Source organism: Cellulomonas sp. NS3 (assembly GCF_024757985.1).
GTDB lineage: Bacteria > Actinomycetota > Actinomycetes > Actinomycetales > Cellulomonadaceae > Cellulomonas_A.
On record NZ_CP103289.1, the window covers coordinates 2,681,167 to 2,707,729 of the forward strand.

A 26,563-nucleotide genomic window follows, 5' to 3' on the forward strand; every position below is an offset into this window, starting at 1 on the left:
GTCCTGCGACCTGCCACCGAGGGGTGACGGGACGGGCACGGTCTGGGACCGTCAGGGGTCGGAGCACCGGTGCGCGGAGGAGACGGCATGGCCACGTTCGTCCTGATCCACGGAGCCGGCGACGTCGGCTGGTACTGGCACCTCGTCGAGGCGGAGCTGCGTGCGCGGGGCCACGACGTCGTCGCGCCCGACCTCCCGTGCGACGACGACACCGCGGGGCTCGTCGAGTACACCGACGCCGTCGTGGCGGCGGTCGAGCGGTCCCGCGCCGAGGCGGAGCCACCGGGCCTGAGTCCCGACCTCGTCGTCGTCGCGCAGTCGTTCGGCGGCTTCACCGCGCCGCTGGTCTGCGAGCGCCTCCCGGCGCGGCTGCTCGTGCTCGTCGCCGCGATGATCCCCGCGCCCGGCGAGGTCCCCGCGGAGCACACCGAGAACACCCGCTACGCCGACGACGCGTGGGACGGCTACGGCGACGAGACCGAGGTCTTCTACCCCGACGTGCCGCGCGCCCTCGCGCTCGAGGCGCAGCGCCGGGCGCCCCGGCAGTCGGAGGCCCGGATGCACGAGCCGTCGCCCCTGCGCGCGTGGCCCCACGTCCCGACGCGCGTGCTGCTGTGCCGCGACGACCGCGTGCTCACGGCACGGTACCTGCGGCGCGTCGCCCGCGAGCGCCTCGGCATCACGCCGGACGAGATCGACGGCGGGCACACCCCGGCGCTGAGCCGCCCGCGCGAGCTCGCCGACCGCCTCGAGGCCTACGCGGCCGAGCAGGGGCTCGCCGGGACCGGTCCACAGCCGGGGCGGACGTGACGGGCGGCGTCCCGACGAGCGACGACGCCCCGACGCCGTACGGTGCCGCGGTGACGGGCGATCCCTCGAGAGCCGGCGACGCCGCGCAGGCCGACGACACCGCGGTGGCCGGCGGCTACGACGCGGAGCTGCGCCGCTACGACCCGGTGCTCCGCAGCGCCGCGGCGGTGCGGCGGGGCGAGCGCGTGCTCGACATCGGCTGCGGGGCGGGCCGGACCACGCGGGACGCCGCCCGCGCGTCGGTGACCGGGCGCGCGCTCGGCGTCGACGTGTCAGCGCCCGCGATCGCGCGTGCCCGGGCGACCGCCCGCACGGAGGGGCCGGACACCGTGGCGTTCGAGGAGGGTGACGCGCAGGTGCACCCGCTCCCGTCCGACGGCTTCGACGTCGCGATCAGCAGGTTCGGCACGATGTTCTTCGACGATCCCGTGGCGGCGTTCGGGAACGTGCGCCGCGCCCTGGCTCCCGCCGGGCGGCTGGCGATGCTCGTCTGGCAGGCGCCGGGGCGCAACGCGTGGCACGTCGAGCTCCGGGCGGCGCTCGACGGTCCCGACGGCCCGGCCGACGCCCGGGGGCCCGCGTCGGGGCCGCGCTCGGTCCCTGACCCGTTCTCGCTCGGCGAGCCGGACGTGGTCCGCGCCGTCCTGCGCGCGGCGGGGTTCGCCGACGTCGCCCTGGCGGACGTGCGCGAGCCCCTGTGCTTCGGCCCCGACGTGCCCTCGGCCCTCGCCTGGGTCCGCGGCTTCACGTGCACCGCCTCCGCCCTCGCGGGCCTCGACGCCGACGCGACCGCCCGCGCCCTCGACCGTCTCCGTGCGACGCTCGCCGGCCACCAGCGCGACGACGGCGTCTGGTTCGACGGCCGCGCCTGGCTCGTCACCGCGCGTCGCGACGCGTGAGCGCCGGCCGGGACCGTCGGCCGTGGCGTGGCGCGCTCCGGCCGTGGTCGACTGGTCGACGAGGCGGTCCGTCCGCGACCGCCCGCGTGCGAGCAGCACGGGAGGTCCGGCGATGACCGACTCGACCCCGCGCGGGCTCCCTCCGCGCCCCCCGCTCGCGGCCCGGCGCGTCGGCTACGTCGTGTCCGCGGTCGCCGGCGTCGTCCTGCTGTGGCTGGTCAACGTGCGCCCCGGGTGGGAGGCGGTGCCGTTCCTGACCGCCGAGACCGCGACGGTGCTGGGGGTCGTCGACGCCGCGGTCGCTGCGGGCGTGCTCGCGAACCTCGTGTTCGTCGCCGCGGACCCGCCGTGGCTCCGGGCCCTCGGGGACGTCCTCGTCGACGTCGTCGGCCTCGTCGCGCTCGTGGCGCTGTGGCGGACGTTCCCGTTCGCCTTCGCGCCCGGGCCCGTCGACTGGGCGACGGTCGCGCACGTGGCGCTGGGGATCTCGGTCGCCGGGACGCTGATCGGGATCGCCGTCGGGCTGGTCCGGCTCCGGCAGTCCCTCCCGCCACCGCGGAACGACGTCCGCACCGCGGTGCCGCGCCACCCCTGACCGCGCCCGGCGCGCCGCCGGAAACCCTCACCGCGTCCCGCGCGCGGACCACGCCGCCGACACCCTCGTGGACGGCCGGCCGTCGGGTCCCGGGCCTCCCCGGGGTCGCCCTGCGCGGCGTACGGTCGAGCGGAGGGACGGGCGGCCTCCGTCCACGGGCTCGACGGGGAGACATCATGGGGAACGGACCTCTCGTGCGTGGGGCGCTCGCCGCCGTCGTCGCGACGACGCTGGCGGGCCTCGCCGTGGCGACGACCGGCAGCACCGCGACCGCCGACCGGGGCGGGTACCGGCCCCGCACCGTCGACGTGCAGCTGCTGGCGCTCAACGACTTCCACGGGGCGCTCGAGCCGCCGTCGGGGTCGGCCGGCCGCGTGCAGGTCGGCCCGGCGGTGGGCACCGACCCGGCGCCGACGGTGGACGCGGGCGGCGCGGAGTACCTCGCGACCCAGCTCGCGCAGCTCGCGGCGGAGCAGCGCAAGCGCCACACCATCACGGTCGCGGCCGGTGACCTCATCGGGGCGTCGCCCCTGCTCTCGGCGGCGTTCCACGACGAGCCGACGATCGAGTCGCTCGGCCTCGCGGGCCTCGACTACGCGAGCGTCGGGAACCACGAGTTCGACGAGGGCGCCGCCGAGCTGCTGCGGATCCAGCGGGGCGGTTGCCACCCGGTCGACGGCTGCGCCGACGGGACGCCGTACGCGGGTGCCGACTTCCAGTACCTGTCCGCCAACGCCTTCGTGACGGCGACCGGCGAGCCGCTGCTGCCGCCGTACGCGATCCACCGCGTCGGCGCCGTGCGCGTCGGGTTCATCGGCATGACGCTCGAGGGCACGGCGGACATCGTGAGCCAGGAGGGCGTCGCCGGTCTGGAGTTCACCGACGAGGTCGCCACCGCCAACCGGTACGCCGCGCAGCTGCAGCGGCGCGGCGTCGAGGCGATCGTCGTCCTGCTGCACGAGGGCGGCACGCAGACCGGTCCGGACGCCTGGGACGTCGACGGGTGCGCGGGCCTGACCGGCCCGATCGTCGAGATCGCCGCAGGCTTCAGCGACGCCATCGACGTCGTGGTGAGCGGGCACACCCACCAGGCGTACCGCTGCGACCTGGACGGCACGCTCGTCACGAGCGCCGGCTCGAACGGGCGGCTCGTCACCGACATCGACCTCACGGTCGACCGCCGCACCGGCGACGTGGTGACCGCCACCGCCGACAACGTGGTCGTCACGCGTGACGTCGCACCCGACGCCCGGCAGTCCGCGCTCATCGCGCGGTACGGCGAGGTGCTCGGCCCGATCGCCGACGAGGTGGTCGGCGAGACCACGACCGCGCTCACGCGCGAGCAGGAGACCCTGCTCCCGGGCGCTCTCGGGGAGTCCGCGCTGGGCGACGTGATCGCCGACGCGCAGCTCGACGCGACGGACGACGAGGCGGGCGCGGTCGCCGCGCTGATGAACCCGGGCGGTGTCCGGGCCGACCTCGACGCGGGCCCGGTCACGTACGAGGAGGCGTTCACGGTGCAGCCGTTCGCGAACAACCTCGTGACGCTCGACCTGACGGGTGCCCAGCTGCAGTGCGTGCTCGAGCAGCAGCTCCAGGTCGGCCGCACCCTGTACCCGTCCGCCACGCTGACCTACGCCGTCGACCCGGCGGGCACGACGGCACCCGCGGGCACGGACCCGTGCACGGGCACCCGGGTCGTCGACGCGACGGTGGCGATCGGCGGGGTCCCCGTCGACGCGGCCGCCACCTACCGGATCACCGTGAACAGCTTCCTCGCAGGCGGCGGCGACGGCTTCAGCACGCTGACGCTGGGAACGAACCGGACGACGGGTCCGATCGACCTCGACGCCCTGATCGCCTACCTGGGCGCGAACCGTCCGCTCGCCGCCCCGACCGACGACCGCATCATCGTCACCGGCTGAGAGCACCCGAGGGCCGGGACGAGCTGGGACGAACCGGGCGGACCGCACCTTCGGGCGGAGCCTCGCCAGGGCCCGGGGCCTCCCGCACAATGGTCCGGGTGAACCCGTCCTCCGGGGTCTCGACCACGACCGGGGCACCGGCCCGCCCGTTCGCGGTGCTCGTGGTCGGCACGCGCAACGTGTGCCGCTCACCCGCCGCCGAGCGGCTCCTGCGCGCGCGGCTCGGCGAGCACGGTGACGTCGTGATCCTGAGCGCGGGGACGGAGGCGACGGCCGACGGTGACCTGCCCGCACCGCTCGTCGAGCACCTCGGCTCCGTGGGCGCGGACGCGGACGCGCACGAGGCGCGCGAGCTCGACCCGGAGCTCGTGCGCTCGGCGGACGTCGTCCTGACCGCGACGCGGCAGGAGCGCGCCGCGGTCGTGCGCACAGTGCCCTCGGCCATCCGGCGCACGTTCACGCTGCGGGAGCTCGCCCGCGTGGCGCGTGCCCTGGGTCCGGAGGTCCTCCCCGAGGGCGACGTCGCGGGACGCCTGTCCGCGCTCGTCGACGCCGCGGCCCGGCACCGCACGCCGACCTCTCCGCGCGCCGCCGGCGACGACGACCTGCTCGACCCCTACGGCCGCGACGAGGCCGCGTACGCGACCGCGTTCGACCAGGTGCTCGCCGCGGTCGAGGGCATCGCGGAGACGGTCCGCCCCGAGCTCGCCGCCGAGCACCCCGCCCCGGGGCACGACGAGCGCCCGCTGCCGGCCGTGCGCGCCGGGCGGAGCGTCCTGCGGACCGTCGCCCTCGCCGCCCTCGTGTCCCTGCTGCTGCTCGTCGTCGCGGGGACGACCGGCGCCCTCGTCGCGGTCGACCGCCTGGACAGCCGGGTCCAGCGCTTCCCGGACCCGTTCGCGGACCTTCCCACGCGTCCGCCGGCGCCCGCTCCCCCGGCCGCGGGCTCGACCACCGAGCCGGCGCTCACGGTCCTCGTGCTCGGCGCCAGCGCGGACGACGCGGGTGGGGACGGCGCGAGTGGGGACGCCGCCGGCCCGGGCGGCGCCGCCGGGACGGACGTCGTGCTGCTCGCCCACGTCGCCGCGGACCGCCGCAGCGCGCAGGTCGTCGCGCTCCCCCCGGACCTCCACGTCGGGGTCCCGGGCTCCGAGCCCGCACCGCTGCGCTCGGCGGCCGCGCTCGGCGGGCCCCCGGGTGCGGTGCAGGCCGTCGAACAGCTCACGGGCGTGCGCGTCGACCACGTCGCGCTGACCGACGCCGAGACCTTCGCGCGGGTCACCGAGACGCTCGGCGGGGTCGACCTCGACGTGACGGACGACGTCGTGGTCCGCGGCCGCGTCGCGGTCCCGACCGGCCGGCACCGGCTGACCGGCGGCCTCGCCCTCGCGTGGATGCAGGACACCGACGACGACGCCGCCCGGGCCGAGCGCGGGCAGCTCTGGCTGCGCGCGATCCTCGACCGGCTCGGCCACGACGACGTCCGCTCCGACCCGACGACGTGGCTCGCGCTGCTCGACGTCCTGTCGGGCTCGGTGGCGGTCGACGAGGGCCTCGACCGCGGCGCGATGCTGGGCCTGCTCACGAGCCTGCGCACGCTGCGACCCGGCGACGTCCAGGTGGTCACGGCCCCGACGACGGCCGGCACCGCCGCGGACGGCTCCCCGACCGTGGTGCCGGACCCCGGCCCGTTCGCCGCACTCATGGACGCGCTGCGCTCCGACACCCTCGACGAGCACCTGGCCGGGGCACCGGGCTGACCAGGGACGACGCCCCTCGCTGCACCGTCACGCGGCTTCAGCGGATCTCAGGTCCGCCAGGACCGGCGTCCGCGACGACCACACGGTCGCGCCCGGCGACCTTGGCCTCGTAGAGCGCGGCGTCCGCCGCGGCGTAGAGGTGATCGAGGTCGCACGGCTCGCGCGTGTGCGCGACACCGATGCTGACCGTCATCGGGAGGTTCCCCGCGGGGGCGACGAACGGGGTCTCCCGGACGGTGGCGTGCAGGGCACGCGCCAGGTCGACCACGCCGTCCCGCGGGCCCGGGAGGAGGACCGCGAGCTCGTCGCCGCCGATCCGGGCAACCGTGCCACCGCCGCGCACGACGGACCGGACGAGCTGGGCGACGTGCACGAGGGCGGCATCGCCGACCGGGTGGCCGTGGGTGTCGTTGAGCTGCTTGAAGCGATCGAGGTCGACGAGGACGAGCCCCGCGCCCTCGGCAGGCTGCGTTGAGCGCTGCCGTGCCGCCGTGCCCGCCTCCGTGCGCAGCAGCTCCGCCGACTGCTCCAGGACGCGTCGGGTGGCGAGCCCTGTGAGCGAGTCGCTCGACGCGACCTGGCTCAGCCGGCAGACGAGCTCGTCCTGGTGCCGGACCGCCGCCCGGAGCGCCGTCGTCGTCATCACGACGACCGCAGCCATGGACGCCAGGTCGGCAGCGGCCGAACCCGAGGGCTGGGTCGCGAGGATGACCGTGGACGACCCGACGAGCGCGAGGACGGAGACGGTCCAGGCGACGAGGTGGCGCAGGTGCGCCGCGGCGAAGATCACGGGGAGCATGAACCACGCGAGCCCGCCGAAGGTCGAGTTCCCGGTCAGGTTCGACGTCGTGGTGTTGACCACGAGCGCGGCCAGGCACAGTGCCGTGTACGCCGGTCCCGGCACGATCTCCGGCCGGCGGCGCAGGAGCAGCGCGAGCCCGACCATGACGAGCGCACCGACCGCCGTCCACGCGACGCTCGCCGCGGAGCCCTGGTAGTCGCCCAGCACCCGCGGCAGGGTCTCGAGCGCGACCGTCGCGACGCCACCCACGAGACACATCACCGAGGCGGTCCGCCCGGCGGCGACAGCGTCGCGGGGGCCGAACAGCTCGTGGGTGTGCACGTCGACCCATCGGCCGACCGGCGCGTCGCTCCAGCTCTTCGCGCCGATGTCACCCCAGGACGTGCCCGTCCGCGCGGCCGGGGCGTCGTCCACGTCCGGCACCGTCCTCAGGTCGTCGGGGGTCTGATGAGCGAGCAGCCCACGCTAGCGACGCCGCGCCCGCCTGTCCGGTCGCTCGGCGCGCCCCCGAGGTCGGCGACGCAACGGCACCGGAGTCTGCCAGGTGTGAGGAAGATGAACGTGTGCGGAAGGCTCCGCGACCGTGCGGTTCCCGTGCACGGTTCGGCCCGATCGGAGGTGTGAAGTGGTGCCAGCACGCAGTGGCGAGGCTCGGATGGACCCTCGGCCTGCGCCCACCACCCGAGGAGGACAGATGTTCGTTCTGGTGCGCCACGCGCACGCGGGCGACAAGCACCGCTGGGCCGGACCTGACGTCGCACGCCCGCTCACGCACCGCGGCCAGGTGAGCGCCGCCCACGTCGCCGACGTGCTCGCCGGCCTCGGCGTCACGCGCCTGCTCAGCAGCCCGGCGCTGCGGTGCGTGCAGACGCTGACGCCGACGGCCGGGCGCACGTCGATCCCCATCGAGACGATCCAGGCGCTCGGGGTCGGGGCCCCCGTCGCCGAGCTCCTGGTGCTCCTGCGGTCGCGGGCCGTCGTGGGAGCGGCGCTCTGCACGCACGGGGAGACCCTCGCTGACCTGTCCACGGCGTGGCTCGGCTCGGAGTCGGTCCGCGTCGACGACGCCGGTCCGGGCGAGGGGCTCACGTCCACCCCCAAGGGCGCGTGCTGGGTCGTCGAGAACTATCCCGGCCGGGACGCGACGGCGCGCTACGTGCCTCCCGCAGCCGGGGAGACCGACGAACCGAGCCCGCGGCCGTGATCGACCAGGAGCGCCCGACGCCGCCGGTGCGCACCGCTCGCCTGCCCCGGCGCGGGCTCCTGCCTGGCCGCTGAGGCCTGGTCGCGGCGGCCGCCTCGCCACCTCGTCGTGGAGCGCGCGTGGTCGCCGCCGTACAGCTGGGCGCGGAACATGATGAGCGACCTCGGCAACGTCGGTTGCGGACCCCGGGGGGGCCGACCACCCGCTCGGGCACGGACCGGGACGGCCGCCCGGGGAGCCGACGAGCAGCTCCCCGGGCACCCAGCGGTCAGCGCGGCTGCCTCACCAGACCCGGACCACGCCGTAGGCCAGGGTGTCGTCCCGGAACGTCACCTCGTAGCGCGCCGGGCCCTGCGTCATCAGGACGTTCGGCGCCCCCTGCTCGGCGACACCGTCGTTCCCGGGGTCGCCGAAGACCGTCGCCCCGGTGCCGTCCACGTCGAACAGGAAGTCCTCCACCGGGTGCGCGCCGAACGCGGTGGTGACCCGCCAGGTGTGGTCGGCGACGAGCTCCATCGGGACCGCCGCCCACCCGGTGCTGATCCCCCGGAGCGTCATCGCGGGGTACGTGCTGACGAAGTCTCCACCACCGCCCGCGTCGCGGACCACGGTGTACCGGAGCGAGGCGAGGTCGAACGTCACGGTGTACGTGCCGGCCGCGGGCACCCGGACGTCCGCTCCGTCCTGGTCGGCGACGCCGTCCGGCTCGGCGTCTCCGTAGGCGCCACCGTCCGGCAGGACCACGATCCGGAAGCGTTCGTCCGGCTCCTCGCCGAACTGCGCCTGGGCGGTCCAGGTGCCGGGTGCGCCGGGGACCTCGGTCATCGGCGCCGGCGTCCAGGCGTTGTGGGTGCCCATCAGGTGCGGGGTCTGCGTCCGCGCGCCCAGCTCGACGTGCACGACCGCGCCCTCGGGCCCCGACTGCTCGGTGCGGATCCGGACGCCCGACGCCCGGTCGGTGAACGTCTGACCGACGCGCAGCGGTGCGTCGTCGACCCCGCCGCCGGGCATCGTGTCGAGGAGCGAGCCCGCCCAGCCGTCGCCCCGGCGGATCGTCACCCCGTCCATCAGCGCCGGGTAGTCGGCGACCTTCGCGTCCCATAGCCCGTGCGGGCGCCGGACGTCGACGTCGTAGGACAGGCCCGACGCGAGCGGGATGCGCAGGAGCTGGGGCTGGTCGGTCCGCACCTCCGAGGGGGCGAGCGTGTACGTGCCCGACGCGGTCACGGTCGTCACGTTGGCCTCCGGGATCCAGCCGAGGCGGGCCTTGTGGCGGGCCGAGAACTCCATCTGGTTGAAGGCGTTGCCCATCGTGTCGAACGGGTCCCCGTACTCCTCGACCCGGCACGAGCCGCCGTCCTCCTCGATCGCGCTCGGGAGGCCGGCCGGGGTGGTGCACTGGAGCGCGGACGCGTGCCCGAGGCCGAGGTTGTGCCCGAGCTCGTGCTGGAGGACCGCGCGCGTCGCGTCGGGGCCGCTGAACAGGTTCACCGACACCTGCCCGCCGATGTACGCCCAGCCGCCGAACCAGCAGCCGCGGTCCGCGGAGTCGAGCAGGAACGCCACGCGGTCGTACCCGGTCAGGTCGATCCCGGCGGCCTGCACGGCGGCGAACCCGGCCTGCTCCTCCGCGGAGCACGGGGTGTCGGCGGGAACGGTCAGGTAGCCGTACACGTCGCCGTCGGGACGGTCGCGCCCGCGCAGCTCGAGCTGGGACCACGAGCTCTCGCGGAAGAAGCTCGCGACGGAGCCGGGGCCGGTGAAGACGAGGTCGCGGACCTCGTCGACGGACATCGGCGCCGGCCCCGCGTCCCCGAGGCGCAGCAGGACGACGGCGACGGTGTCCTCCTCCGACATGAGCGGTGCGGCGGCGGCGGTCAGCTCGCGGACGGCGGTCGCGTCGATCGTCGGGGTCTCCTCCGTCGCGTCCGGCGGCGCCGTGGTCACGGTCCCGGTGACCGCGACGCGCTGGCCGGGGACGACGTCGTCGAGCAGCGCCGGGTCGGCCTCGACGCGCACGCGGTCGCCGTCGGCCAGGCGCACGAACTCCTGGGTCGCGTCCTGGGGCAGCGCCTCGTCGTGCGCGGCGTGGGGGGTCGCGGCGCGTGCGCCGGGTCCCGGTCGGTCGGCCGGGTGGACGGGCGGGTCGACCTGGCGGATCTCGTAGGTCCCGACGACCGTGCTCGGCGATGACGCGGCGGGGGTGTCCGTGCCCGCCGCAGCGGGCGTCGCAGCGGCGAGCGCGAGGAGGAGACCGGTCAGGGTCGCGAGGGCCGTGCGTGGTCGGTGGTGCGAAGGCGGCAGTCCGGCGGTGGGCTGCGGCGCCTGGCTCTGGTGCATGGGGCGGATCCGTTTCGTCGTCAGCGGGCGGGTCGCCGGCGTGAGGCGCCGGCGTGAGGTGGTGCGCGAGCACGTCCGGGGCCCTCGCCGCGGCGCGCAGGGCGGGAGCGGGAGGGTCGGCCGGGTCCGGGAGGTGCGGGATGCGCGGCGCCGGTCGGCCGGGTCGGCCGTCCGGTGTGCGGCTGGTCGTGTGGTGGCGGTCGGAGGCGCGACGACGCGTGGGCGCCGTGCGCGAGCGCTCCACCCCGTTCCGGCGTCCCCGTCCCTGCGGGGGCAGCAGGGGGACGGGTGTCGTCGGGAAGCGCGTCGACGTCGTCAAGCCGATGAGAGAGCGCTCTCACCGGTGCCTGAAGTCTCGCGGGAGGGAACAGACATGTCAACGCAATCCGGACACCGAGGGCCCTCGCGGACCGGGTGAACCGGCGCTCCGGCAAGGCGTCGGAGCTGCGCCGCGCAGTCCTGCGGAGATCTGCCGCTGTGCGAGCGGGTGGTGCCGCTCAAAGACCCTGCGGTGCAGCCGTGGTGCTGGCGGTGGCGTCACGCACCGCGCTGACTCGGAGGCGGTCGGAGAGAGCGAGCACCTCGTCGCGCAGGGCGTCCGGGGTGATCACCTCGAAGTCCCAGCCGAGCCCGGCCAGCATGCGGGCCATCCCGTCCAGGCGCTCGGCGCGCGTCTCGAGGAGCACACCGTCGACGTGCTCGCTCAGCCGTCCCGCACTCCGGGGCAGTCGCTCGCGCGCATCCGCAAGGGTGGTCCGCAGCACGACGGAGACCTCGTGCGACCACCTGACCGCCGCGATGCCCGACACGACCTGCGTTCTGGCGTCGAAGTCAGCGGGCACGACGTAGGAGCCGTCGCCCAGCGTGACGGAGGCGATGCGGTCCAAGCGGAAGGTCCGCACGTCGTCACGGCCGTAGTCGTGTCCGGTGACGTACCACCGGGCGGAGTGGAAGACCAAGCCGTAGACATCGAGCTCCCGCTGCGACTCCCGCCCGTCCCAGGCGGTGTACGTGATCACGACGGTGCGCCGCGCTTGCGCAGCCGAGGCCAGACCGAGCAGCGTGTCGGCGCCGGCGGGAGCGGTGGCGCGCACCGGGGTCGTGAACTGTGCGGTCGCCAGCAGACTGTCGAGCCGCCGTCCCAGCGCACGCGGCAGCACACGCGACACCTTGGCCAGGGCGCTCGCCGTCGCTGCGTGGTCGGTGGTGGCAAGCCCGGCGCGCTCCGCGACCCTGAGGCCCAGGACGACGGCGACGGCCTCGTCGTCGGTCAGCATCAGCGGCGGCAGCTTGTAGCCCGGTGAGAGCCGGTAGCCGCCGTACCGGCCCCGCTGCGCCTGCACCGGGATGCCGAGGTCGGCGAGGTGCTCGGCATAGCGCCGGACCGTGCGCTCGTCGACCCCGAGCCGAGCAGCGAGATCGCCGACCGTGCGCTGTCCGCCCGTCTGGAGCAGCTCCAGCATGGCGAGCACGCGAGCGGTCGGGCGGGTCACGATCCTCCTCGGCGCTGCCAGACACAGTGGTGATGCAGCCTGTGCATACCGGGCGGAACATGTCCACAATCCACTCTAGCGTCGGCGCCATGAACACCACCACCTACGTCCTCGTCCCCGGCTTCTGGCTCGGCGCCTGGGTCTGGAAGCCCGTCGCCGACTCGCTGAGGGAGCGCGGCCACGTCGTGCACGCCGTCGACCTCACAGGCATGGGCGAGCGCGCCCACCTCGCCTCACCCGAGACCACCTTGACGACCCACATCGACGACGTCGTGCACCTGCTCGAGCAGCAGGACCTGCACGACGTCGTGCTCGTCGGCCACAGCTACGGCGCCCTGGTGACGACCGGTGCAGCGGATCGCATGCCTGAGCGCGTGGCACGCCTGATCTACGTCGACTCGGGGCCCCTGCCGGACGGCATGGCACAGGCCGACTTCGAGGGACCCGACGCGCGCGCGGTCAACGACGAGCTGGTCACGACACACGGCGCGGGCTGGAAGCTCCCGCCGCCTCCCTGGGCCGCACTCGCCGCCGAGGTGCCCGAGGTCGACGACACGGCGGTCGCCGCGCTGGTCGAGGGCTCACAGCCCCAGCCCTGGCTCACCGCAACCCAGCCGGTCGCGCTCACCGGCGCCTGGGAGGCGCTGCCACGGACGGGCGTGCTGTGCAGCTTCGGCCTCGAGCAGCTGCATCAGATGGCACCTCACGCAACGGTGTTCGCGCACATGGTCAACGGTGACTGGACCTACGTCGAGCTTCCGACGTGGCACTGGCCGATGGTGAGCCGACCGGCGGAGCTCGCCGAGGTGCTGGAGTCGGTCGGCCGCTAGGCCCCTGGCGCCCGGATGCGCGTCAGATCGGAACGGCGGAAGCCGATGGCGGGCGGTGGTCCGTCGACGACGTTCGCGACGACGAAGGTCCGTCCGGGTGTCCCGGTGCGCACGGGCAGGGCCGGGCCAGGTGCAGGGTGCCGTCGTGGATGCCGCCGGTGACGGCGTCGAGGACGGGACCTGCGACCTCGTCGGTGGTCAGGGTGCCGCGGTCGGCCGGCTGGTCGGGCCACGCGGTGTCCAGCGAGCCCCGCGCGCCCACGTCGGCCCGAGCTCCTGTCCAGCCGCGGAGGGCATCCCTCGCGGAAGCCCGCGCTGCCTCTCACACCCTCGGACCGTCAGGAGTGCAGGGGCGAGTCCAGGCCGACACTGAACCGCACGGTGTAGCCGTGCCGGTCGGTCCTGTGGTGCAGGTCGGCGATCAGCTGGTGCAGGATCCACATGCCGCGCCCTGACGGGCTGTCGAGCGGGGGTGCGCACAGCCCGACGAGCGGGTGCGGGCCCTGGCCCGAGTCGCTGACCGTGACCGTGAGTCGTCCACCGGCCGTCCACACCTTCACCGACACGGGCACGCGACCGTGCCGGAAGCCGTTCGTCACCGTCTCGCTGACCGCGAGCACGGCGGCCTGGATCGCCGCCGGGGGCAGCCCCGCTGCGGTTCCGAGCTCGTGCACCGCTCGTCGCGCCGCGTGAGCCGACGGATCGTGCAACGCGAGCTGCGGCGGGGTCGCCTCGATCGGGTGCGGGGGCAGGTCGAGGTAGCCGCCGATGTGCTCGTCGAGGTCGGCGAACCGTCCGCTGGGACGCCGACCGGCACCGTCGAGGACGTGCTCGTGGCTCGCCGACAGGTCCTCGAGCATCGTGTGGTCGAGCCGCTCGGTGTCGTACGCGCAGGTGCCCAGCACGCGGTACGGGGCCAGCACGTAGTTCGCGGCGGCCTCGTACCGTCGCCACTCCTGCCACTGGAGCTCGCTCATGGCCGGCATCTGGTTGACGACCCGGACCCGGGACCGCGTCGCGTCGAGCGTGGTGAGGACCTGCTGGAACCGGTGGAGGTCACGACCGGGAAAGCGCTCGCGCCCCGCCTGCGGCACCGCACGGACACCGGCGACGTCCGGGACCGCGGCGAGCATCGCGTCCACGAACGCCGGCTCCCCGACCACCAGGATCTCGTCGCCCGCCGCGGCGCCGTCGCGCACGAACGGCACCATCAGGTCGACGAGCGCCTCCGGGCCGGCGTGCAGCACCAGCTCGTGCTCGAAGCTGCGTCCGGGGGACGTCGTGGAGGTCATGACACCGCCCTCGTGACGACGTTCCGGAGTCCGAGCGTGGCGGCGAGCCAGCAGGTCAGCGGCTCGGCGTCCACCAGCGTCACGGAGACGTCCAGGGACCGGGCGGCCCGGTCGAGCGCGAGGAGGCCGGCGTGGTCGATGAACCGCAGCTCCGCGACGCTCACGGTCGTACGGGCGCGGAGCTCCGGCCCGATCGTCAGCAGCGCGTCGTACAGGGCGTCGGCCGACGCGACGTCGACGTCGCCGACGAGCGCGAGCCCGGCGCGGGCGTCCGCGCGCAGGCGGAACGGCGACAGGGCACCGCGCGTGAGCGCGTGCACGCGGGCGGCCTCGGCCACGGCTCGGTCGCCGAGGTCGTCGACGTCGTACCCGCAGAGCACGATCAGCGGGTTGTCGAGCGCGTACCGGTCGATGAGGTGCTCGGACCGGATCCAGTGCCGGCGCCCGTCGGGGTCCCGGACCAGGTCGTCGACGTCCGTGAACAGCCGCAGGCCGGTGAACCCGTCCTCCACCGCGCCACGGGTCATGCGGTCGACCTGCAGCAGGGCACTGCTCGACAGCAGCGCGCTGCTCGCGCCGGTCTGCGCCGACGGGGCCGTGAGCTCCGTGCGCACGGGCCGCCGGACGCCCTCCGGGCGGCCGACCTCCGCGACGTCCGACACGGTCGCGTACCCCAGGCTCTGTGACGTCACCTTCAGGAACGCGACGCGCTCGCGGCATCCGAGGCCCTCCGCGACGTACGCGCGCGCCGCCTCGACGTCCTCCTCGATGCCGTGGAACGGCCAGCACACGTGGTCCCCAGGCGAGCGCCCGGTCACGGACGTGACCACCCGCTGCGACATGACGACCCCCGAGCCCAGGCGCGCGGTCCCGACGCACGCCGAGCACCGATCGTGCCACGACGCTCGAGCCGACGCGCGCGGACTCGGACGACGATCTCGCCCGGCGCAGCCGACCGCGGGCCGAGCGGCCAGCCCGGCGAACACCGACGCCGGAGGGCGGTCTCGCGACCACCGATGCCGGCCCCCGGCGGCCCACCCGACGGCGCGTCTGGACCGAAGCCGCGAGGCAGCCAGACGTGCGGCACGCCGACGTCGGCCCGTAGAGACGATCGGCAGCGGACCTCACCGAACGCCGTTCCGGTCCCTGACGCGGACGAGGTCATGGCGCGCGATGTCGACGCGCGCGCACGGGCACCCTGACTCGGGCCCGCTCTGGTGCTCACGGGCTCGCAGGGCGCCGACCTGCGATCGCGCGACGTTGGAGCCCCGGTGTCGAGCCTGCAGCGCGCCCGGCCGTGCGGTCCAACTCGCACGTCCGGGTCCGTCCACCCGCAACTCAGGATCCACCGCGCAGAAGAGGCCCGCCCCCACACTCGGGACGAGCCTCTGACCTGCTGACACACTGTCGGGCTGACAGGATTTGAACCTGCGACCCCTTGACCCCCAGTCAAGTGCGCTACCAAGCTGCGCCACAGCCCGCTGGCCCGCGAACGGGCCTCGGAAAGAATACCGCACCCGGGCCCGGGCGCCGGTCACCGACCGCCGGCCACCTCGTCCGCACCGGCGGCGGGCGCCTTCGCCGCGGCCCGCGCGAGCCGGCGCTCCGCGATCACGTCGAGCTCGGCGGCGACGACGCCGAGCAGGAACAGGTCGCCGAGCAGCCCGAGCGTCGCCGCCCACTCGTCGATCCGGAACAGGAAGATCTGCGTCACGAGCAGGCTGAGCAGGACGGCGCGCCGGAACCAGCGGTAGCCCTCCTCCCGGTCGCGCCGCACGAGCGCCAGCCCGCGCAGCGCGCACAGCACCGAGGCGAGGCCGCTCACGAGCATCCCGGTGACGACCCAGCCGGGCACGTCGGCGCCCGCGGACCACGCGTAGATCCCGCGCCCGACCGTGGCCGCCCCGGTCAGCGTGAGGGCCCCCACGGTGATCCACGGGACCCAGCGCGCGCGCACGAGGTGACGGGTCGCCCGCACGATCCAGCGGGCGACGGTGCCGATGACGTCGGGCAGCTCCTCGGCGTCATCGGACACGCGGTCGAGCAGCGCACCCACCTCCGTCGCGGCGGGCAGGTCCCCCGCGTCGGAGACGAGGCCGCGCGCGTGCCGGCGCGCCCGGGGGCTGAACCCGCCCGCGACCCCCGCGACGGCGTGGTCGACCGCACCCGCGAGGGCCTCCGAGGGGTGCCGCGGGGACCGGCGGTGCATCGCCTCGACGAGCAGCACGAGGCCGACGACCACGACGTAGATCAGCGCGGCCGTCGGCTCGTAGAAGTAGTCGTTGTCGGACGTAACGAACTTGCCGATCTCGTCGACGAACAGCCCGAAGCCGACCCCGCCGACGAGCGCGACGACGGGCCGCACGACCGGACCCGCGTAGGAGAGCGACAGCACGATCGCGACCGCGAGCAACAGCCCGCCCCACAGGACGTGCGCGACGTGCAGCCCGCCGCCGCCGAGCTGCGGGTAGCCGCTGACCGCGAGCAGGCCCCGCGTGAGCAGCACCGTGCTGACCGTCGCGACGAGGAACCCCGCGAGGTGCTTGGTCGCGGACGGGTCGCGCGGGAGCCCGAGGCGCAGCAGGACGTGCCGGTCGCGCACGCCGTGGCCCGCGCCCGGCCCGGCGCCGCGTGGCGCCCCGCTCACCGCTTGCGCTTCTCCCGCACCCGGACGGAGATCGAGATCGGCGTGCCCTCGAAGCCGAACGTCTCGCGCAGGCGACGCTCGATGTAACGGCGGTAGCCGGCCTCGAGGAACCCGGTCGCGAAGATCACGAAGCGCGGCGGTCGCGTGCTCGCCTGCGTGGCGAACAGGATGCGCGGCTGCTTGCCCCCGCGCAGGGGGTGCGGGTGGCCCGCGACGAGCTCACCGAGGAACGCGTTGAGCTTGCCCGTCGGGATGCGGGTGTCCCACGAGGCGAGCGACCGCTCGAGCGCGGGCACGAGCCGGTCGGTGTGCCAGCCGGTCTTCGCCGAGAAGTTCACGCGCGGCGCCCACTGCACCTGCACGAGGTCCTGCTCGATCTCGCGCTCGAGGAACGGGCGGCGGTCCTCGTCCATGAGGTCCCACTTGTTGTACGCGATGACGAGCGCGCGGCCCGCCTCGATGACCTGCGAGATCACGCGCGTGTCCTGCTCGGTGATCTTGACGCTCGCGTCGACGAGGACGACCGCGACCTCGGCCTTCTCGATCGCCGCCTGGGTGCGCAGCGACGCGTAGAAGTCGGCGCCCGACGTCTGGTGCACGCGCCGGCGGATGCCCGCCGTGTCGACGAACACCCACGGCCGGCCCTTGAGCTCGACGACCTCGTCGACCGGGTCGCGCGTGGTCCCGGCGACGGAGTCGACGACGACGCGCTCCTCGCCGAGCACCTTGTTCAGGAGCGACGACTTGCCGACGTTCGGGCGCCCGACGAGCGCGACCCGGCGGGGGCCGCCCTCGGGGATCGCGGCGCCGTGCTTCGAGACGGTGGGCAGCGCGTCCATCGCGGCGTCGAGCAGGTCGCCGGTGCCGCGGCCGTGCAGCGCCGACACCGGGTGCGGCTCGCCGAGCCCGAGGCTCCAGAGCTCGGTCGCGTCGGCCTCGACGCGCGGGCCGTCGACCTTGTTGGCGCACAGCACGACCGGCTTGCCGGACTTCCGGAGCAGGCGCACGACGCGCTCGTCGGTCGCGGTCGGGCCGACGGTCGCGTCGACCACGAAGAGCACGGCGTCGGCGAGCGAGATCGCGACCTCGGCCTGCTCGGCGACGCGCGCCTCGATGCCGGCGACGTCGACCTCCCAGCCGCCCGTGTCGACGAGCGTGAACCGGCGCCCGGCCCACTCGGCCGGGTAGCTCACGCGGTCGCGCGTCACGCCGGGCTTGTCCTCGACGACGGCCTCGCGGCGGCCGAGGATGCGGTTGACCAGGGTCGACTTGCCGACGTTCGGCCGGCCGACGACCGCGAGGACGGGCAGGGGTGCGGACGGTGCGGCGCCGTCCTCGTCGAGCCCGTCGCCGGACAGCAGCGCGAGGTCCTCGTCCTCGAGCTCGTACTCCGCGAGGCCGACACGCAGGGCCTCCTCGCGCTGGGCGTCGGTCAGCTCGGTCTCGGCGCCGGCTGCGGCAGGTGCGTCGGTTCCCGGGACCGCGGGCGCGGCCGGCGCGGTCTCGTCGGGCAGGCCCGTGGTCGGGTCGGTCTGGCTCATGGGCCCCATCCTCCCCCGAGCACGGCTCGCTGGACTAATGCGGGCCCGGCGCCGCCCCGCGGGGACCACGCGTCGCCTCGGGGTCGTCGGTGGGCAGCGCGAGCCCCGTGCGCGCGGCGGCGCCCGTCACGTGCGCGGCGAGCCCCGTCCGGATCGCCTCCTGCGCGGCCGCCAGCGCCTCGCGCCGGGACGCACCCGGCGCCGCGGCCAGGTCCAGCGGCGCACCGTACTCGACCGCGAGCCGGCGCCGGGGAGCGGGCAGGTGCCGCACGGACTCACCGGTCCGCCGGGTGCCGAGCACCGCGACCGGCAGCACCGTCGCGCCCGAGTTCACGGCGAGCCACGCGATGCCGGCCCGCGCGCTGGTCACGTCACCACGGCCCCGGTTGCCCTCGGGGAACACCCCGACGACGCCGCCGTCCTTGAGGACCGCGAGCGCGGTGGTCAGCGCGGGACGGCCGTTGGCGCGGTCGACCGGGATCTGCCGGCACCAGCGCAGGACGGTGCCGACCGGTCCGCGGAACATCTCGTGCTTGACGAGCAGGTTCACCGACCGCGGCACCACGCCGAAGAGGATCGGCCCGTCGAGCACCCCCAGGTGGTTGGCCGCGAGCAGCACGGGCCCCTCGGCGGGCACGTGCTCCGTCCCGCTCACGTGCGTGTCCCACACGACGTGCGCGAGCAGGCGCCCGATCCACTGCCCGCGCGCGTGCCCGGGGGCGACGGCGGCGCCGCCCGCGACCGCGCGGACCCCCGCGGCGCTCATGCCCGGACGCCGGTCGCGCGGGCGACGACCTCCAGCACGGCGCGCACCGTCTGCTCGAAGTCGAGGTCCGAGGAGTCGACGGTGACGACGCCGTCCGCCGCGGTGTGGAACGTCGAGACGGTCGCGTCGTCGGCGTCGCGACGCAGCACCTGGTCCCGCGTCGCCTCGACCGCAGCGGCGTCGTCCGAGCCGTGCACGTCACGCGCGCGGCGCGCGAGCCGGGCCTCCTCGCTCGCGGTCAGCAGGAGGCGCACGTCGGCGTCGGGGGCGATCACGGTCGTGATGTCGCGCCCCTCGGCCACGACGCCGCGTCCCTGCGAGAACGACCCGGGCGAGCCCTCCGCGGCGATCGCCTCGCGCTGGAGGCGCCCGAGCTCGGCCCGCACGTCGAGGTTGGTGGCGACCGCGCTGACCGCCGCCGAGATGCGCGTCTCGCGGATCGCGGCCGCGACGTCGTGCTCCCCGACGTGCACCGTCGGGGCGTCCGGGTCCACGCCGACGGCGAGCGGCATGTCCCGGACGGTCGCGGCGACCGCCGCGGTGTCGTCGAGCGGCACCCCGGTCTCGAGGCACCACCACGTCGCCGCGCGGTACATCGCCCCGGTGTCGAGGAACGCGAGCCGGAGCCGGCGGGCCACCTCGCGCGAGACGCTCGACTTCCCGGACCCGGAGGGCCCGTCGACCGCCACGACCACCGTGCGCCCGCTCGTCGCGGGCACCTGCGTGCTCAACTCACCAGCCTCCATCCGCGGGCCGTCAGCTCCGCCTCCAGGTGTTCCGAGCGACCCGGGAGGACCGAGATCGCCGCCATGCCGACCGGGCGGCCCGCCGAGTGCTCGAGCTGCAGGTCCTCGAGGTTGACCCCCGCGTGCCCGACGTCCGTGAGCAGCCGCGCGAGCTCGCCCGGGCTGTCGGGCACGAGCACCGTCACGACCTCGTACGTGCGCTGCGCGCCCCCGTGCTTGCCGGGCACCCGCGCGACGCCCGTGTTGCCGTCGCCGATGACCTGCGCGACGGTCGCGAGCGCGCCGAGCTCGATCTCGTCCCACGTCGCCGCCGCGTCGATCTGGTCGAGCGCGTCGATCACGGTGTCGAGGTCCCCGCGCAGCGCCCGCAGCACGTCGCGCACGGCGCCCGCGTTGCCCGCGAGGATCGACGTCCACAGCGCCGGGTCGCTCGCCGCGAGCCGGGTCACGTCGCGCAGGCCCTGCCCCGCGAGCCCGAGCGCCTCGGGCGGCGTCGTGCGCAGCCGTGCGGCGACGAGGCTCGCGGCGACCTGTGGGACGTGCGAGACGACGGCCACCGCGGCGTCGTGCGCGGCGGCGTCCATCGTGACCGGGACGGCCCCGAGGTCGACCGCGAGCGCGCGCACCGCCAGGACGGCCTCGGGCGTCGACTTCCCCGAGCCGACCACGACCCACGGCCGGCCGACGAACAGGTCGGGCACCGCCGCGGACGGGCCCGAGCGCTCACGACCCGCCATGGGGTGCGAGCCGACGAACCGGGTCAGGTCCGCCCCCCACGCCCGGAGCTCGTCGAGCACGACGCCCTTGACGCTCGCGACGTCGGTCACGACCGCGCCGGGGTGCGCGGCGAGCTCGTCGCGCACGACCTGCGCCGTGACGTCCGGCGGCGCCGCGACGACGACGAGCGCGGGCGGCTCGTCGTCCGGGTGGGCCGGGCGGCCCGCGCCGACGTCCCGCGCGAGCGCGAGCGCGGTGCGCGACGGGTCGTGCAGCACGACGTCGACGCCGCGCGTCGCGAGGCCCAGCCCCACGGACGCACCGAGCAGCCCGGTGCCGACCACGCGCACCGGGCCGCGCGTGGCGACCGCTGAGCTCACATCCCCACCTGCGTCATGAGCGAGCCGAGCTCCTCCTTGCCGAGCACGCGGGTCTTGCCGGGGCGCAGGTCGCCGAGCTTGATCGGGCCCACCTGGGTCCGCACGAGGCGGGTGACCGGGTGGCCGACCTCCTCGAACATGCGCCGCACGATGCGGTTGCGACCCTCGTGCAGCACGACCTCGATGAGCGCCGCCTGGGGCGTCGAGTCGACGATGCGGTACCGGTCGACCTTCGCGAGCCCGTCCTCGAGCTCGACGCCGTGCAGCATCTTGTTCGCGACGTTGCCCGCCACGTGCCCCTCGACGTGCGCGAGGTACGTCTTGGCGACCTCGTGCGACGGGTGCGACAGGCGGTTCGCGAGCTCGCCGTCGTTCGTCAGCAGCAGCAGCCCCTCGGTCTCGGCGTCGAGCCGTCCGACGTGGAACAGGCGCTCCTCGCGGTGCGCGACGAGCTCCGCGAGCGACGGGCGCCCCTCCGGGTCGTGCATCGTCGAGACGACGCCGAGCGGCTTGTTCAGCGCGATCGTGATCAGCGACGTGTCGAGCTGGATGCGCAGCCCGTCGAGGTGGATGACCGCCGTCTTCGGGTCGACGCGCACGCCGAGCTCGCGCACGAGCACGCCGTCGACCGTCACCCGCCCGTCGGCGATCAGGTCCTCGCACGCGCGCCGCGAGCCCAGGCCCGCAGTCGCGAGCACCTTCTGCAGGCGCACGCCCTCGGGGTCGTGCACGTCGCGCAGCGGCTCGGCCGCCGGCGCGGGCCGCGTCCGGCGTGCGGGCTGCGCACCCCGGGGTGCCGCGGTGCGCGAGCCGCGCTGCGGGACGCCGCGACCGGAGCCGGCGCCGGCGCGCTCGCCGCCGGAGCGGGGGCCGCCCGTGCGCTCGCCGCCACCGCGCGACGGGCCGCCGCGCTCGCCGCTCCGCTCCCCCGCACGCTCGCCGCCGCCCTGACCGCGGCCTGCGCCGCCGCCCTGCCCGCCGCGTCCCGTGCGTCCCGTGCCTCCGCCGGCTCGCTCAGGTCGCCCTGTGCCACCGCGCCGTCCGTCCGATGCGCTCATCGTGCCTCTCCGTTCGCCCTGTCCACGCCCTCGAGCGTGTCGATGTCTGGTAGGTAGGGCGCGAGCGGTGGCAGCTCGTCCAGGCTCGCGAGTCCCATCCGCTCCAGGAAGTATCCCGTGGTCTCGTACAGCACCGCACCGGTCGTCGGCTCGGTGCCCGCCTCGGTGACCAGCCCGCGCGCCGTGAGCGTCCGCACGACACCGTCCACGTTGACCCCGCGCACCCCGGAGACCTGCCCACGCGTGACCGGCTGGCGGTACGCGATCACCGCCAGCGTCTCGAGCGCGGCCTGCGTGAGCCGCGCGGTCTGCCCCTCGAGCACGAAGCGCCCCACGACGTCCGCGTACGGCGACGCCGAGTAGATGCGCCACCCCGCGCCCGCGAGCCGCAGCTCGAAGCCGCGCGGGCGACCGCCGTGGTCCCCGCGGTACTCCGCGGCCAGCTCGTCGAGCAGCTCCTCGACGCGCGCGGTCGGCAGCGCGAGCACCGAGGCGAGGCGGACGGCGGGGATGGGCTCGTCGGCGACCATGAGCACGGCCTCGAGCGCCGCGAGGGCACCGCCGGGCAGCTCGTCGACGTCGAACGCGAGCTCGTCGGCGGCGACGTCGGTCGGCGCGCCGGCCAGGGCGTCGAGCGCGGACGGACCGGCCGGGAGGGAGGGAGCGGACGGGTCGGCCGGAAGGGAGGGAGCGGACGGGTCGGCAGGGGCGTCGGCAGCGACCGGGTCGGCTGCGGGCGTCGCGTCGTGCGGGACCGCGTCGGACGGCGGGACCTGGCTCATGCGGTGGGCTCCTGCGGCGGGTCGGTCGGGTCGACGGGGAGGTCGGCGGTCGTCGGTGGCACCGTGGCGCCCGCGGTGGCCGCGTCGCCGGGCTCGTCGGAGGCGCCGGGCTCGTCGAGGGCGCCGGGCTCGTCGAAGTCGTCGGACACCTCGACGTCGCCCTCCTCGGCCCCGGTCCAGCGCACCGTGAGCTCGCCGAGCGGCTCGACCTGGTCGAACCCGACCGCGCCCTCCCGGAACAGCTCGAGCAGCGCGAGGAACCGCGCGACCACGACGATCGTCGCGTCCGCGTCGGCGGTCAGCGCCCGGAACGACAGCGCCCCGCCGTGCCGCAGCCGGTCGACGAGCACCGCGGCCTGCTCGCGCACCGAGACCGCCGGGGCGTGCAGGTGGCTGATGTCGACGCCGGGCGGCGGGGCCTTGGGCGCGAGCGCCCTGGCCGCCAGCGCGGCGAGCTCGTCGGGCCCGATCTGCCACACGAGCTCGGGCAGCAGCGCCGCGAGCTGCGGCTCGAGCGTGACCGTCCGGGGGAAGCGCCGCGCCTCGGCCGCGAGCCGCTCGCCGAGGTCGCGTGCGACGACCTTGTACGCGCGGTACTGCAGCAGCCGGGCGAACAGCAGGTCGCGCGCCTCGAGCAGCTCGAGGTCCTCGGCGTCCTCGACGTCGCCCGAGGGCAGCAGCCGCGCGGCCTTGAGGTCGAGCAGCGTCGCGGCGACGACGAGGAACTCGCTCGCCTGGCTCAGGTCCCACGACGTGCCGCCCTCGGCCGCCGCCCGCTCGGCCGCACGGATGTGCGCGATGAACTCGTTCGTCACCTGCCCGAGCGAGACCTCGGTGATGTCGAGCTTGTGCTTCGCGATCAGCCCGAGGAGCAGGTCGAACGGGCCCGAGAAGTTCGTGAGGTGGACCTCGAAGCCGCCGGCACCGGGCGCGGCACGTCCGGGGACCTCGGGCAGCGGGGGCGTCGTCGCGCTTGCGGAGGCCGCCTCAGGCGGCGTCGCCACGGGCGATGAGCTCACGGGCCAGCTGCCGGTACGCCGTGGCGCCGCTGTGGGTCGGCGCGTAGGTGGTGATGGGCTCCGCGGCGACGGAGGAGTCCGGGAACTTGACCGTCCGGCCGATCACGGTGTGCAGGAGGGTGTCGCCGAAGGCCTCGTTGAGCCGGGCCACGACCTCGCGCGCGTGCAGCGTCCGAGGGTCGTACATCGTGGCCAGTATCCCGTCGACCTCGAGGCGCGGGTTGAGCCGGTCGCGGACCTTCTCGATCGTCTCGATGAGCAGCGCGACCCCGCGCAGCGCGAAGAACTCGCACTCGAGCGGGATGAGCACGCCGTGCGCGGCCGTGAGCGCGTTCACGGTGAGCAGGCCGAGCGACGGCTGGCAGTCGATGAGCACCACGTCGTACTCGTCGGTCACGGGACGCAGGACGCGCGCCAGCACGGACTCCCGCGCGACCTCGCCGACGAGCTGGACCTCGGCCGCCGAGAGGTCGATGTTCGCGGGGAGCAGGTCCAGGCCGGGGACCGCCGTCGCGTGGATGACCTCGTGGATCGACGCGTGCGGCTCCATCAAGAGGTTGTAGACCGTCCGGTCGAGCTCGTGCGGGCTGACCCCGAGCCCGACCGACGCGGCGCCCTGGGGGTCGAAGTCGACGATCAGGACACGGCGGCCGTACTCCGCGAGCGACGCCGCGAGGTTGATGGTCGAGGTCGTCTTGCCGACCCCGCCCTTCTGGTTGCACATCGCGATCACGCGGGCCGGGCCGTGGCTCGGGAGGGGCGCCGGGAGGGGGAACTCGGGCAGCGCTCGCCCGACGGGGTCGAGGATCGCCTCGGTCGTCTGCTCGCTCGCCACGCGCACAACCTACCGGAGGGCTCGCTCAGCGAGCGTGCGACAGACCGCACGCACGCGCGGTTCTCGTGCGGCCGGGCCAGGCGACGGGCGGGGCGACCGGGCCCGTCGACGGCCCGCGTCCGGTGCGGCCAGGCCCACGGACGGCCCCGGGACCGACCTCAGCGACCCGCCGGCTCGCGGCGGAGCGCCCGCGGGTGCGCGGTCGCGTAGACCTCCCGCAGCGTGTCCCGCGTCACGAGCGTGTAGACCTGCGTCGTGGTCACCGACGCGTGCCCGAGCAGCTCCTGGACCACGCGCACGTCGGCCCCGCCCGCGAGCAGGTGGGTCGCGAACGAGTGGCGCAGCGTGTGCGGGGACACGTGGGCCGACGCCGGCAGCTGCGCGCGCTCGGCCGAGGCCCGCAGCACCGCCCACGCGCTCTGCCGGCTCAGGCGCGAGCCCCGCGTGTTGAGGAACAGCGCGCTCGTCCCGCGCCCGGCCGCCGCCAGCGCGGGACGCCCGCGCACGACGTACGCCTCGACCGCCTCGACCGCGTAGCTGCCGACGGGGACGACCCGCTCCTTGCTGCCCTTCCCGAGCAGGCGCACCGCCGAGCGCCCCGGGGTCAGGTCGAGGTCGTCGACGTCGAGCCCGACCGCCTCGGAGATCCGGGCTCCGGTCGAGTACAGGAGCTCGAGCAGCGCACGGTCGCGCAGCGGCCCCGGCCCGTCGCCCGCCCCGGCCGCCTCGAGCAGCCGCTCCACGTCGTCGGTCGAGATCGCCTTGGGCAGCCGGCGCGGCTGCGCGGGCGGGCGGACGGCGCTCGCCGCGTCGGTCCCCGTGAGGCCCTCGAGCGCGCAGAAGCGGTGCCACCCGCGGACGGCGACGACCGCGCGCGCCGCCGAGGACGCCGACAGCAGCGCTCCCCCGTCGGAGCCGGTGCGCACCACGAGCACGAAGTCCTCGACGTCGCGCTCGGTCACGTCCGCCGGCGCGCGCCGGCCCGCGGCCTTGAGGTACTGCACGTACCGCGCGAGGTCCCGGCGGTAGGCACCGAGGGTGTTGGTCGACAGGCCGCGCTCGACGGTCAGGTGCGCGAGGTAGTCCCGCACGGCGTCGTGCAGGGGCCCCGCGGGGTCCGGCCGGTCCTCGGGCATCGACCGGCCGCGATCAGAGGGGGAGGAAGACGTCCACCGCGACGGCGACGCACAGGAGCGTGAGGTAGGTGATCGAGCCGTGGAACACCTTCATCGCGCCGAGCTTGCCGCGCGACGGGTCCTGGGCGCGCCGCAGGAGGCCGATGCAGGACCAGAGGAACCAGGCGCCGAGCCCGAGCGCGACGACGCAGTAGACCCACGTCATGCCGGCCACGGGGACGAGCAGGAGCGAGCACGCGATCATCGCGATCGTGTACGCGATCATCTCGCGGGCGACCTTGGTGTCGGCCGCGACGACGGGGAGCATCGGGACCCCCGCGGCGGCGTACTCGCGCCGGAACTTCATCGACAGCGGCCAGTAGTGCGGCGGGGTCCAGAAGAAGATGACGCCGAACAGCAGCGCCGCGGCCCACGAGACGGTGCCCGTGACCGCGGACCAGCCGATGAGCACGGGCATGCAGCCGGCGGCGCCGCCCCAGACGATGTTCTGCGCGGTGCGCCGCTTGAGGATCATCGTGTAGCCGACGACGTAGATCGCGATGGCGCCGAACGTGAGCCACGCGGCGGCCGGGTTGACGACGAGCGCGAACCAGACGATCGACAGCGCCCCGAGCACGAGGCCGAACACCAGCGCGGCGCGCGGGGTGATCTCCCCCGTGACGAGCGGCCGGCGCTTCGTGCGGTTCATGACCTCGTCGATGTCGCGGTCGAGGTAGCAGTTGAGTGTGTTCGCCGAGCCGGCGGCGGCCGCTCCCCCGAGGAGCGTCGCGAGGACGAGGCCCACGGACGGGAACCCGCGCTCGGCCAGGATCATCGTCGGGAGCGTCGTGACGAGCAGCAGCTCGATGATGCGCGGCTTGGTCAGGGCGACGTACGCCCCGAGGTGGCGCAGGACCCGACGCGCCCGGTCGGCGGCGCCGGCGTCCGCGGTCCGCGCGGCGGTGGGGGCGACGTTCACGACGGTGGGCCGCCACGGGGTCGCTCGT

At 75.4% G+C, this 26,563-nt stretch carries 23 protein-coding genes and 1 tRNA gene; 7 read left to right on the forward strand and 17 right to left on the reverse strand.

Features of this window, described 5'->3' with window-relative positions; all coding sequences use genetic code 11:
* The first annotated feature begins 87 nt into the window (after nucleotides 1-87).
* The 5 genes from NXY84_RS12280 to NXY84_RS12300 all read left to right on the forward strand — a co-directional run bounded on the left by NXY84_RS12280 (nucleotide 88) and on the right by NXY84_RS12300 (nucleotide 5,989).
* A complete protein-coding gene (locus NXY84_RS12280) occupies nucleotides 88-810 on the forward strand; it encodes an alpha/beta fold hydrolase (RefSeq protein ID WP_258723375.1) in 723 nt (240 codons plus the stop codon).
* Between the two features lie 50 nt (nucleotides 811-860).
* Nucleotides 861-1,709, forward strand: coding sequence for a class I SAM-dependent methyltransferase (locus NXY84_RS12285; protein ID WP_258723376.1), 849 nt, complete (start codon nucleotides 861-863; stop codon nucleotides 1,707-1,709).
* A gap of 112 nt (nucleotides 1,710-1,821) precedes the next feature.
* Complete coding sequence (locus NXY84_RS12290; protein ID WP_258723377.1) at nucleotides 1,822-2,304, forward strand: hypothetical protein; 483 nt, start codon at nucleotides 1,822-1,824, stop codon at nucleotides 2,302-2,304.
* A gap of 176 nt (nucleotides 2,305-2,480) precedes the next feature.
* On the forward strand, nucleotides 2,481-4,229 hold the full coding sequence (locus tag NXY84_RS12295; RefSeq protein WP_258723378.1) for a bifunctional metallophosphatase/5'-nucleotidase: 1,749 nt from the start codon (nucleotides 2,481-2,483) through the stop codon (nucleotides 4,227-4,229).
* A gap of 98 nt (nucleotides 4,230-4,327) precedes the next feature.
* Nucleotides 4,328-5,989: an LCP family protein gene (locus NXY84_RS12300; RefSeq protein ID WP_258723379.1), complete on the forward strand. Its 1,662-nt coding sequence runs from the start codon at nucleotides 4,328-4,330 to the stop codon at nucleotides 5,987-5,989.
* A 37-nt stretch (nucleotides 5,990-6,026) separates the two neighbouring features.
* On the opposite strand, the gene NXY84_RS12305 is transcribed toward NXY84_RS12300, so the two are convergent.
* The gene (locus tag NXY84_RS12305) at nucleotides 6,027-7,205 is read right to left on the reverse strand and encodes a GGDEF domain-containing protein (protein ID WP_258723380.1); all 1,179 of its coding nucleotides are present in this window, start codon (nucleotides 7,203-7,205) and stop codon (nucleotides 6,027-6,029) included.
* A gap of 280 nt (nucleotides 7,206-7,485) precedes the next feature.
* Here NXY84_RS12305 and NXY84_RS12310 point away from each other — a divergent pair, with 280 nt between their 5' ends.
* Nucleotides 7,486-7,995, forward strand: a complete 510-nt coding sequence (locus NXY84_RS12310) for a SixA phosphatase family protein (protein ID WP_258723381.1) — start codon at nucleotides 7,486-7,488, stop codon at nucleotides 7,993-7,995.
* Between the two features lie 282 nt (nucleotides 7,996-8,277).
* On the opposite strand, the gene NXY84_RS12315 is transcribed toward NXY84_RS12310, so the two are convergent.
* Both NXY84_RS12315 and NXY84_RS12320 read right to left on the reverse strand, forming a co-directional pair.
* Nucleotides 8,278-10,335 (reverse strand): zinc-dependent metalloprotease family protein, encoded by a 2,058-nt coding sequence (locus tag NXY84_RS12315; protein ID WP_258723382.1) that lies wholly within the window; start codon nucleotides 10,333-10,335, stop codon nucleotides 8,278-8,280.
* Between the two features lie 497 nt (nucleotides 10,336-10,832).
* Nucleotides 10,833-11,828 (reverse strand): helix-turn-helix transcriptional regulator, encoded by a 996-nt coding sequence (locus tag NXY84_RS12320; protein WP_258723383.1) that lies wholly within the window; start codon nucleotides 11,826-11,828, stop codon nucleotides 10,833-10,835.
* An 89-nt stretch (nucleotides 11,829-11,917) separates the two neighbouring features.
* Between NXY84_RS12320 and NXY84_RS12325 the strand changes: the two genes are divergently transcribed.
* Nucleotides 11,918-12,658 carry an alpha/beta fold hydrolase gene (locus NXY84_RS12325; RefSeq protein ID WP_258723384.1) on the forward strand — a complete coding sequence of 247 codons (741 nt, stop codon included), beginning with the start codon at nucleotides 11,918-11,920 and terminating at the stop codon, nucleotides 12,656-12,658.
* A 338-nt stretch (nucleotides 12,659-12,996) separates the two neighbouring features.
* Here the strand turns inward: NXY84_RS12325 and NXY84_RS12330 are convergent, their stop codons facing one another.
* From NXY84_RS12330 to NXY84_RS12395, 14 genes are all read right to left on the reverse strand, one after another.
* Entirely contained in the window at nucleotides 12,997-13,950 is a 954-nt protein-coding gene (locus NXY84_RS12330; RefSeq protein WP_258723385.1) for a sensor histidine kinase, read from the reverse strand.
* Entirely contained in the window at nucleotides 13,947-14,792 is an 846-nt protein-coding gene (locus tag NXY84_RS12335) for an MEDS domain-containing protein (RefSeq protein WP_258723386.1), read from the reverse strand. The genes NXY84_RS12330 and NXY84_RS12335 overlap by 4 nt, the downstream gene beginning before the upstream one ends.
* Nucleotides 14,793-15,357: 565 nt before the next feature.
* Nucleotides 15,358-15,431 (reverse strand) — tRNA-Pro (locus tag NXY84_RS12340).
* 53 nt (nucleotides 15,432-15,484) lie between these two features.
* Complete coding sequence (locus NXY84_RS12345) at nucleotides 15,485-16,597, reverse strand: hypothetical protein (RefSeq protein ID WP_258723387.1); 1,113 nt, start codon at nucleotides 16,595-16,597, stop codon at nucleotides 15,485-15,487.
* Nucleotides 16,594-18,138, reverse strand: a complete 1,545-nt coding sequence (der, locus tag NXY84_RS12350; RefSeq protein ID WP_258723388.1) for a ribosome biogenesis GTPase Der — start codon at nucleotides 18,136-18,138, stop codon at nucleotides 16,594-16,596. Before der ends, NXY84_RS12345 begins: the two co-directional genes overlap by 4 nt.
* Before the next feature lie 34 nt (nucleotides 18,139-18,172).
* Nucleotides 18,173-18,904: a lysophospholipid acyltransferase family protein gene (locus tag NXY84_RS12355; protein ID WP_258723389.1), complete on the reverse strand. Its 732-nt coding sequence runs from the start codon at nucleotides 18,902-18,904 to the stop codon at nucleotides 18,173-18,175.
* Nucleotides 18,901-19,650, reverse strand: a complete 750-nt coding sequence (cmk, locus tag NXY84_RS12360; RefSeq protein WP_258723390.1) for a (d)CMP kinase — start codon at nucleotides 19,648-19,650, stop codon at nucleotides 18,901-18,903. Before cmk ends, NXY84_RS12355 begins: the two co-directional genes overlap by 4 nt.
* Nucleotides 19,632-20,747, reverse strand: coding sequence for a prephenate dehydrogenase (locus NXY84_RS12365; RefSeq protein WP_258723391.1), 1,116 nt, complete (start codon nucleotides 20,745-20,747; stop codon nucleotides 19,632-19,634). The genes cmk and NXY84_RS12365 overlap by 19 nt, the downstream gene beginning before the upstream one ends.
* Nucleotides 20,744-21,478, reverse strand: a complete 735-nt coding sequence (locus NXY84_RS12370) for a pseudouridine synthase (RefSeq protein WP_307722744.1) — start codon at nucleotides 21,476-21,478, stop codon at nucleotides 20,744-20,746. Before NXY84_RS12370 ends, NXY84_RS12365 begins: the two co-directional genes overlap by 4 nt.
* Before the next feature lie 323 nt (nucleotides 21,479-21,801).
* A complete protein-coding gene (gene scpB, locus NXY84_RS12375) occupies nucleotides 21,802-22,587 on the reverse strand; it encodes an SMC-Scp complex subunit ScpB (protein ID WP_258723393.1) in 786 nt (261 codons plus the stop codon).
* Complete coding sequence (locus NXY84_RS12380; protein ID WP_396126215.1) at nucleotides 22,584-23,591, reverse strand: segregation and condensation protein A; 1,008 nt, start codon at nucleotides 23,589-23,591, stop codon at nucleotides 22,584-22,586. Before NXY84_RS12380 ends, scpB begins: the two co-directional genes overlap by 4 nt.
* On the reverse strand, nucleotides 23,575-24,441 hold the full coding sequence (locus tag NXY84_RS12385) for a ParA family protein (protein WP_258723394.1): 867 nt from the start codon (nucleotides 24,439-24,441) through the stop codon (nucleotides 23,575-23,577). Before NXY84_RS12385 ends, NXY84_RS12380 begins: the two co-directional genes overlap by 17 nt.
* A 158-nt stretch (nucleotides 24,442-24,599) precedes the next feature.
* A complete protein-coding gene (gene xerD / locus NXY84_RS12390; protein WP_258723395.1) occupies nucleotides 24,600-25,577 on the reverse strand; it encodes a site-specific tyrosine recombinase XerD in 978 nt (325 codons plus the stop codon).
* A gap of 13 nt (nucleotides 25,578-25,590) precedes the next feature.
* Nucleotides 25,591-26,469 carry a heme o synthase gene (locus NXY84_RS12395; protein ID WP_258727204.1) on the reverse strand — a complete coding sequence of 293 codons (879 nt, stop codon included), beginning with the start codon at nucleotides 26,467-26,469 and terminating at the stop codon, nucleotides 25,591-25,593.
* Nucleotides 26,470-26,563 lie beyond the last annotated feature (94 nt).

Excerpts from the sequence above, each read along its gene's own strand:
- NXY84_RS12280 (WP_258723375.1), top strand. The coding sequence starts at position 88 with ATGGCCACGTTCGTCCTGATCCACGGAGCCGGCGACGTCGGCTGGTAC.
- NXY84_RS12290 (WP_258723377.1), top strand. The coding sequence starts at position 1,822 with ATGACCGACTCGACCCCGCGCGGGCTCCCTCCGCGCCCCCCGCTCGCG.
- NXY84_RS12295 (WP_258723378.1), top strand. The coding sequence starts at position 2,481 with ATGGGGAACGGACCTCTCGTGCGTGGGGCGCTCGCCGCCGTCGTCGCG.
- NXY84_RS12310 (WP_258723381.1), top strand. The coding sequence starts at position 7,486 with ATGTTCGTTCTGGTGCGCCACGCGCACGCGGGCGACAAGCACCGCTGG.
- NXY84_RS12315 (WP_258723382.1), bottom strand. The coding sequence starts at position 10,335 with ATGCACCAGAGCCAGGCGCCGCAGCCCACCGCCGGACTGCCGCCTTCG.
- NXY84_RS12325 (WP_258723384.1), top strand. The coding sequence starts at position 11,918 with ATGAACACCACCACCTACGTCCTCGTCCCCGGCTTCTGGCTCGGCGCC.
- NXY84_RS12330 (WP_258723385.1), bottom strand. The coding sequence starts at position 13,950 with ATGACCTCCACGACGTCCCCCGGACGCAGCTTCGAGCACGAGCTGGTG.
- NXY84_RS12335 (WP_258723386.1), bottom strand. The coding sequence starts at position 14,792 with ATGTCGCAGCGGGTGGTCACGTCCGTGACCGGGCGCTCGCCTGGGGAC.
- der (WP_258723388.1), bottom strand. The coding sequence starts at position 18,138 with ATGAGCCAGACCGACCCGACCACGGGCCTGCCCGACGAGACCGCGCCG.
- NXY84_RS12355 (WP_258723389.1), bottom strand. The coding sequence starts at position 18,904 with ATGAGCGCCGCGGGGGTCCGCGCGGTCGCGGGCGGCGCCGCCGTCGCC.
- cmk (WP_258723390.1), bottom strand. The coding sequence starts at position 19,650 with ATGGAGGCTGGTGAGTTGAGCACGCAGGTGCCCGCGACGAGCGGGCGC.
- scpB (WP_258723393.1), bottom strand. The coding sequence starts at position 22,587 with ATGAGCCAGGTCCCGCCGTCCGACGCGGTCCCGCACGACGCGACGCCC.
- xerD (WP_258723395.1), bottom strand. The coding sequence starts at position 25,577 with ATGCCCGAGGACCGGCCGGACCCCGCGGGGCCCCTGCACGACGCCGTG.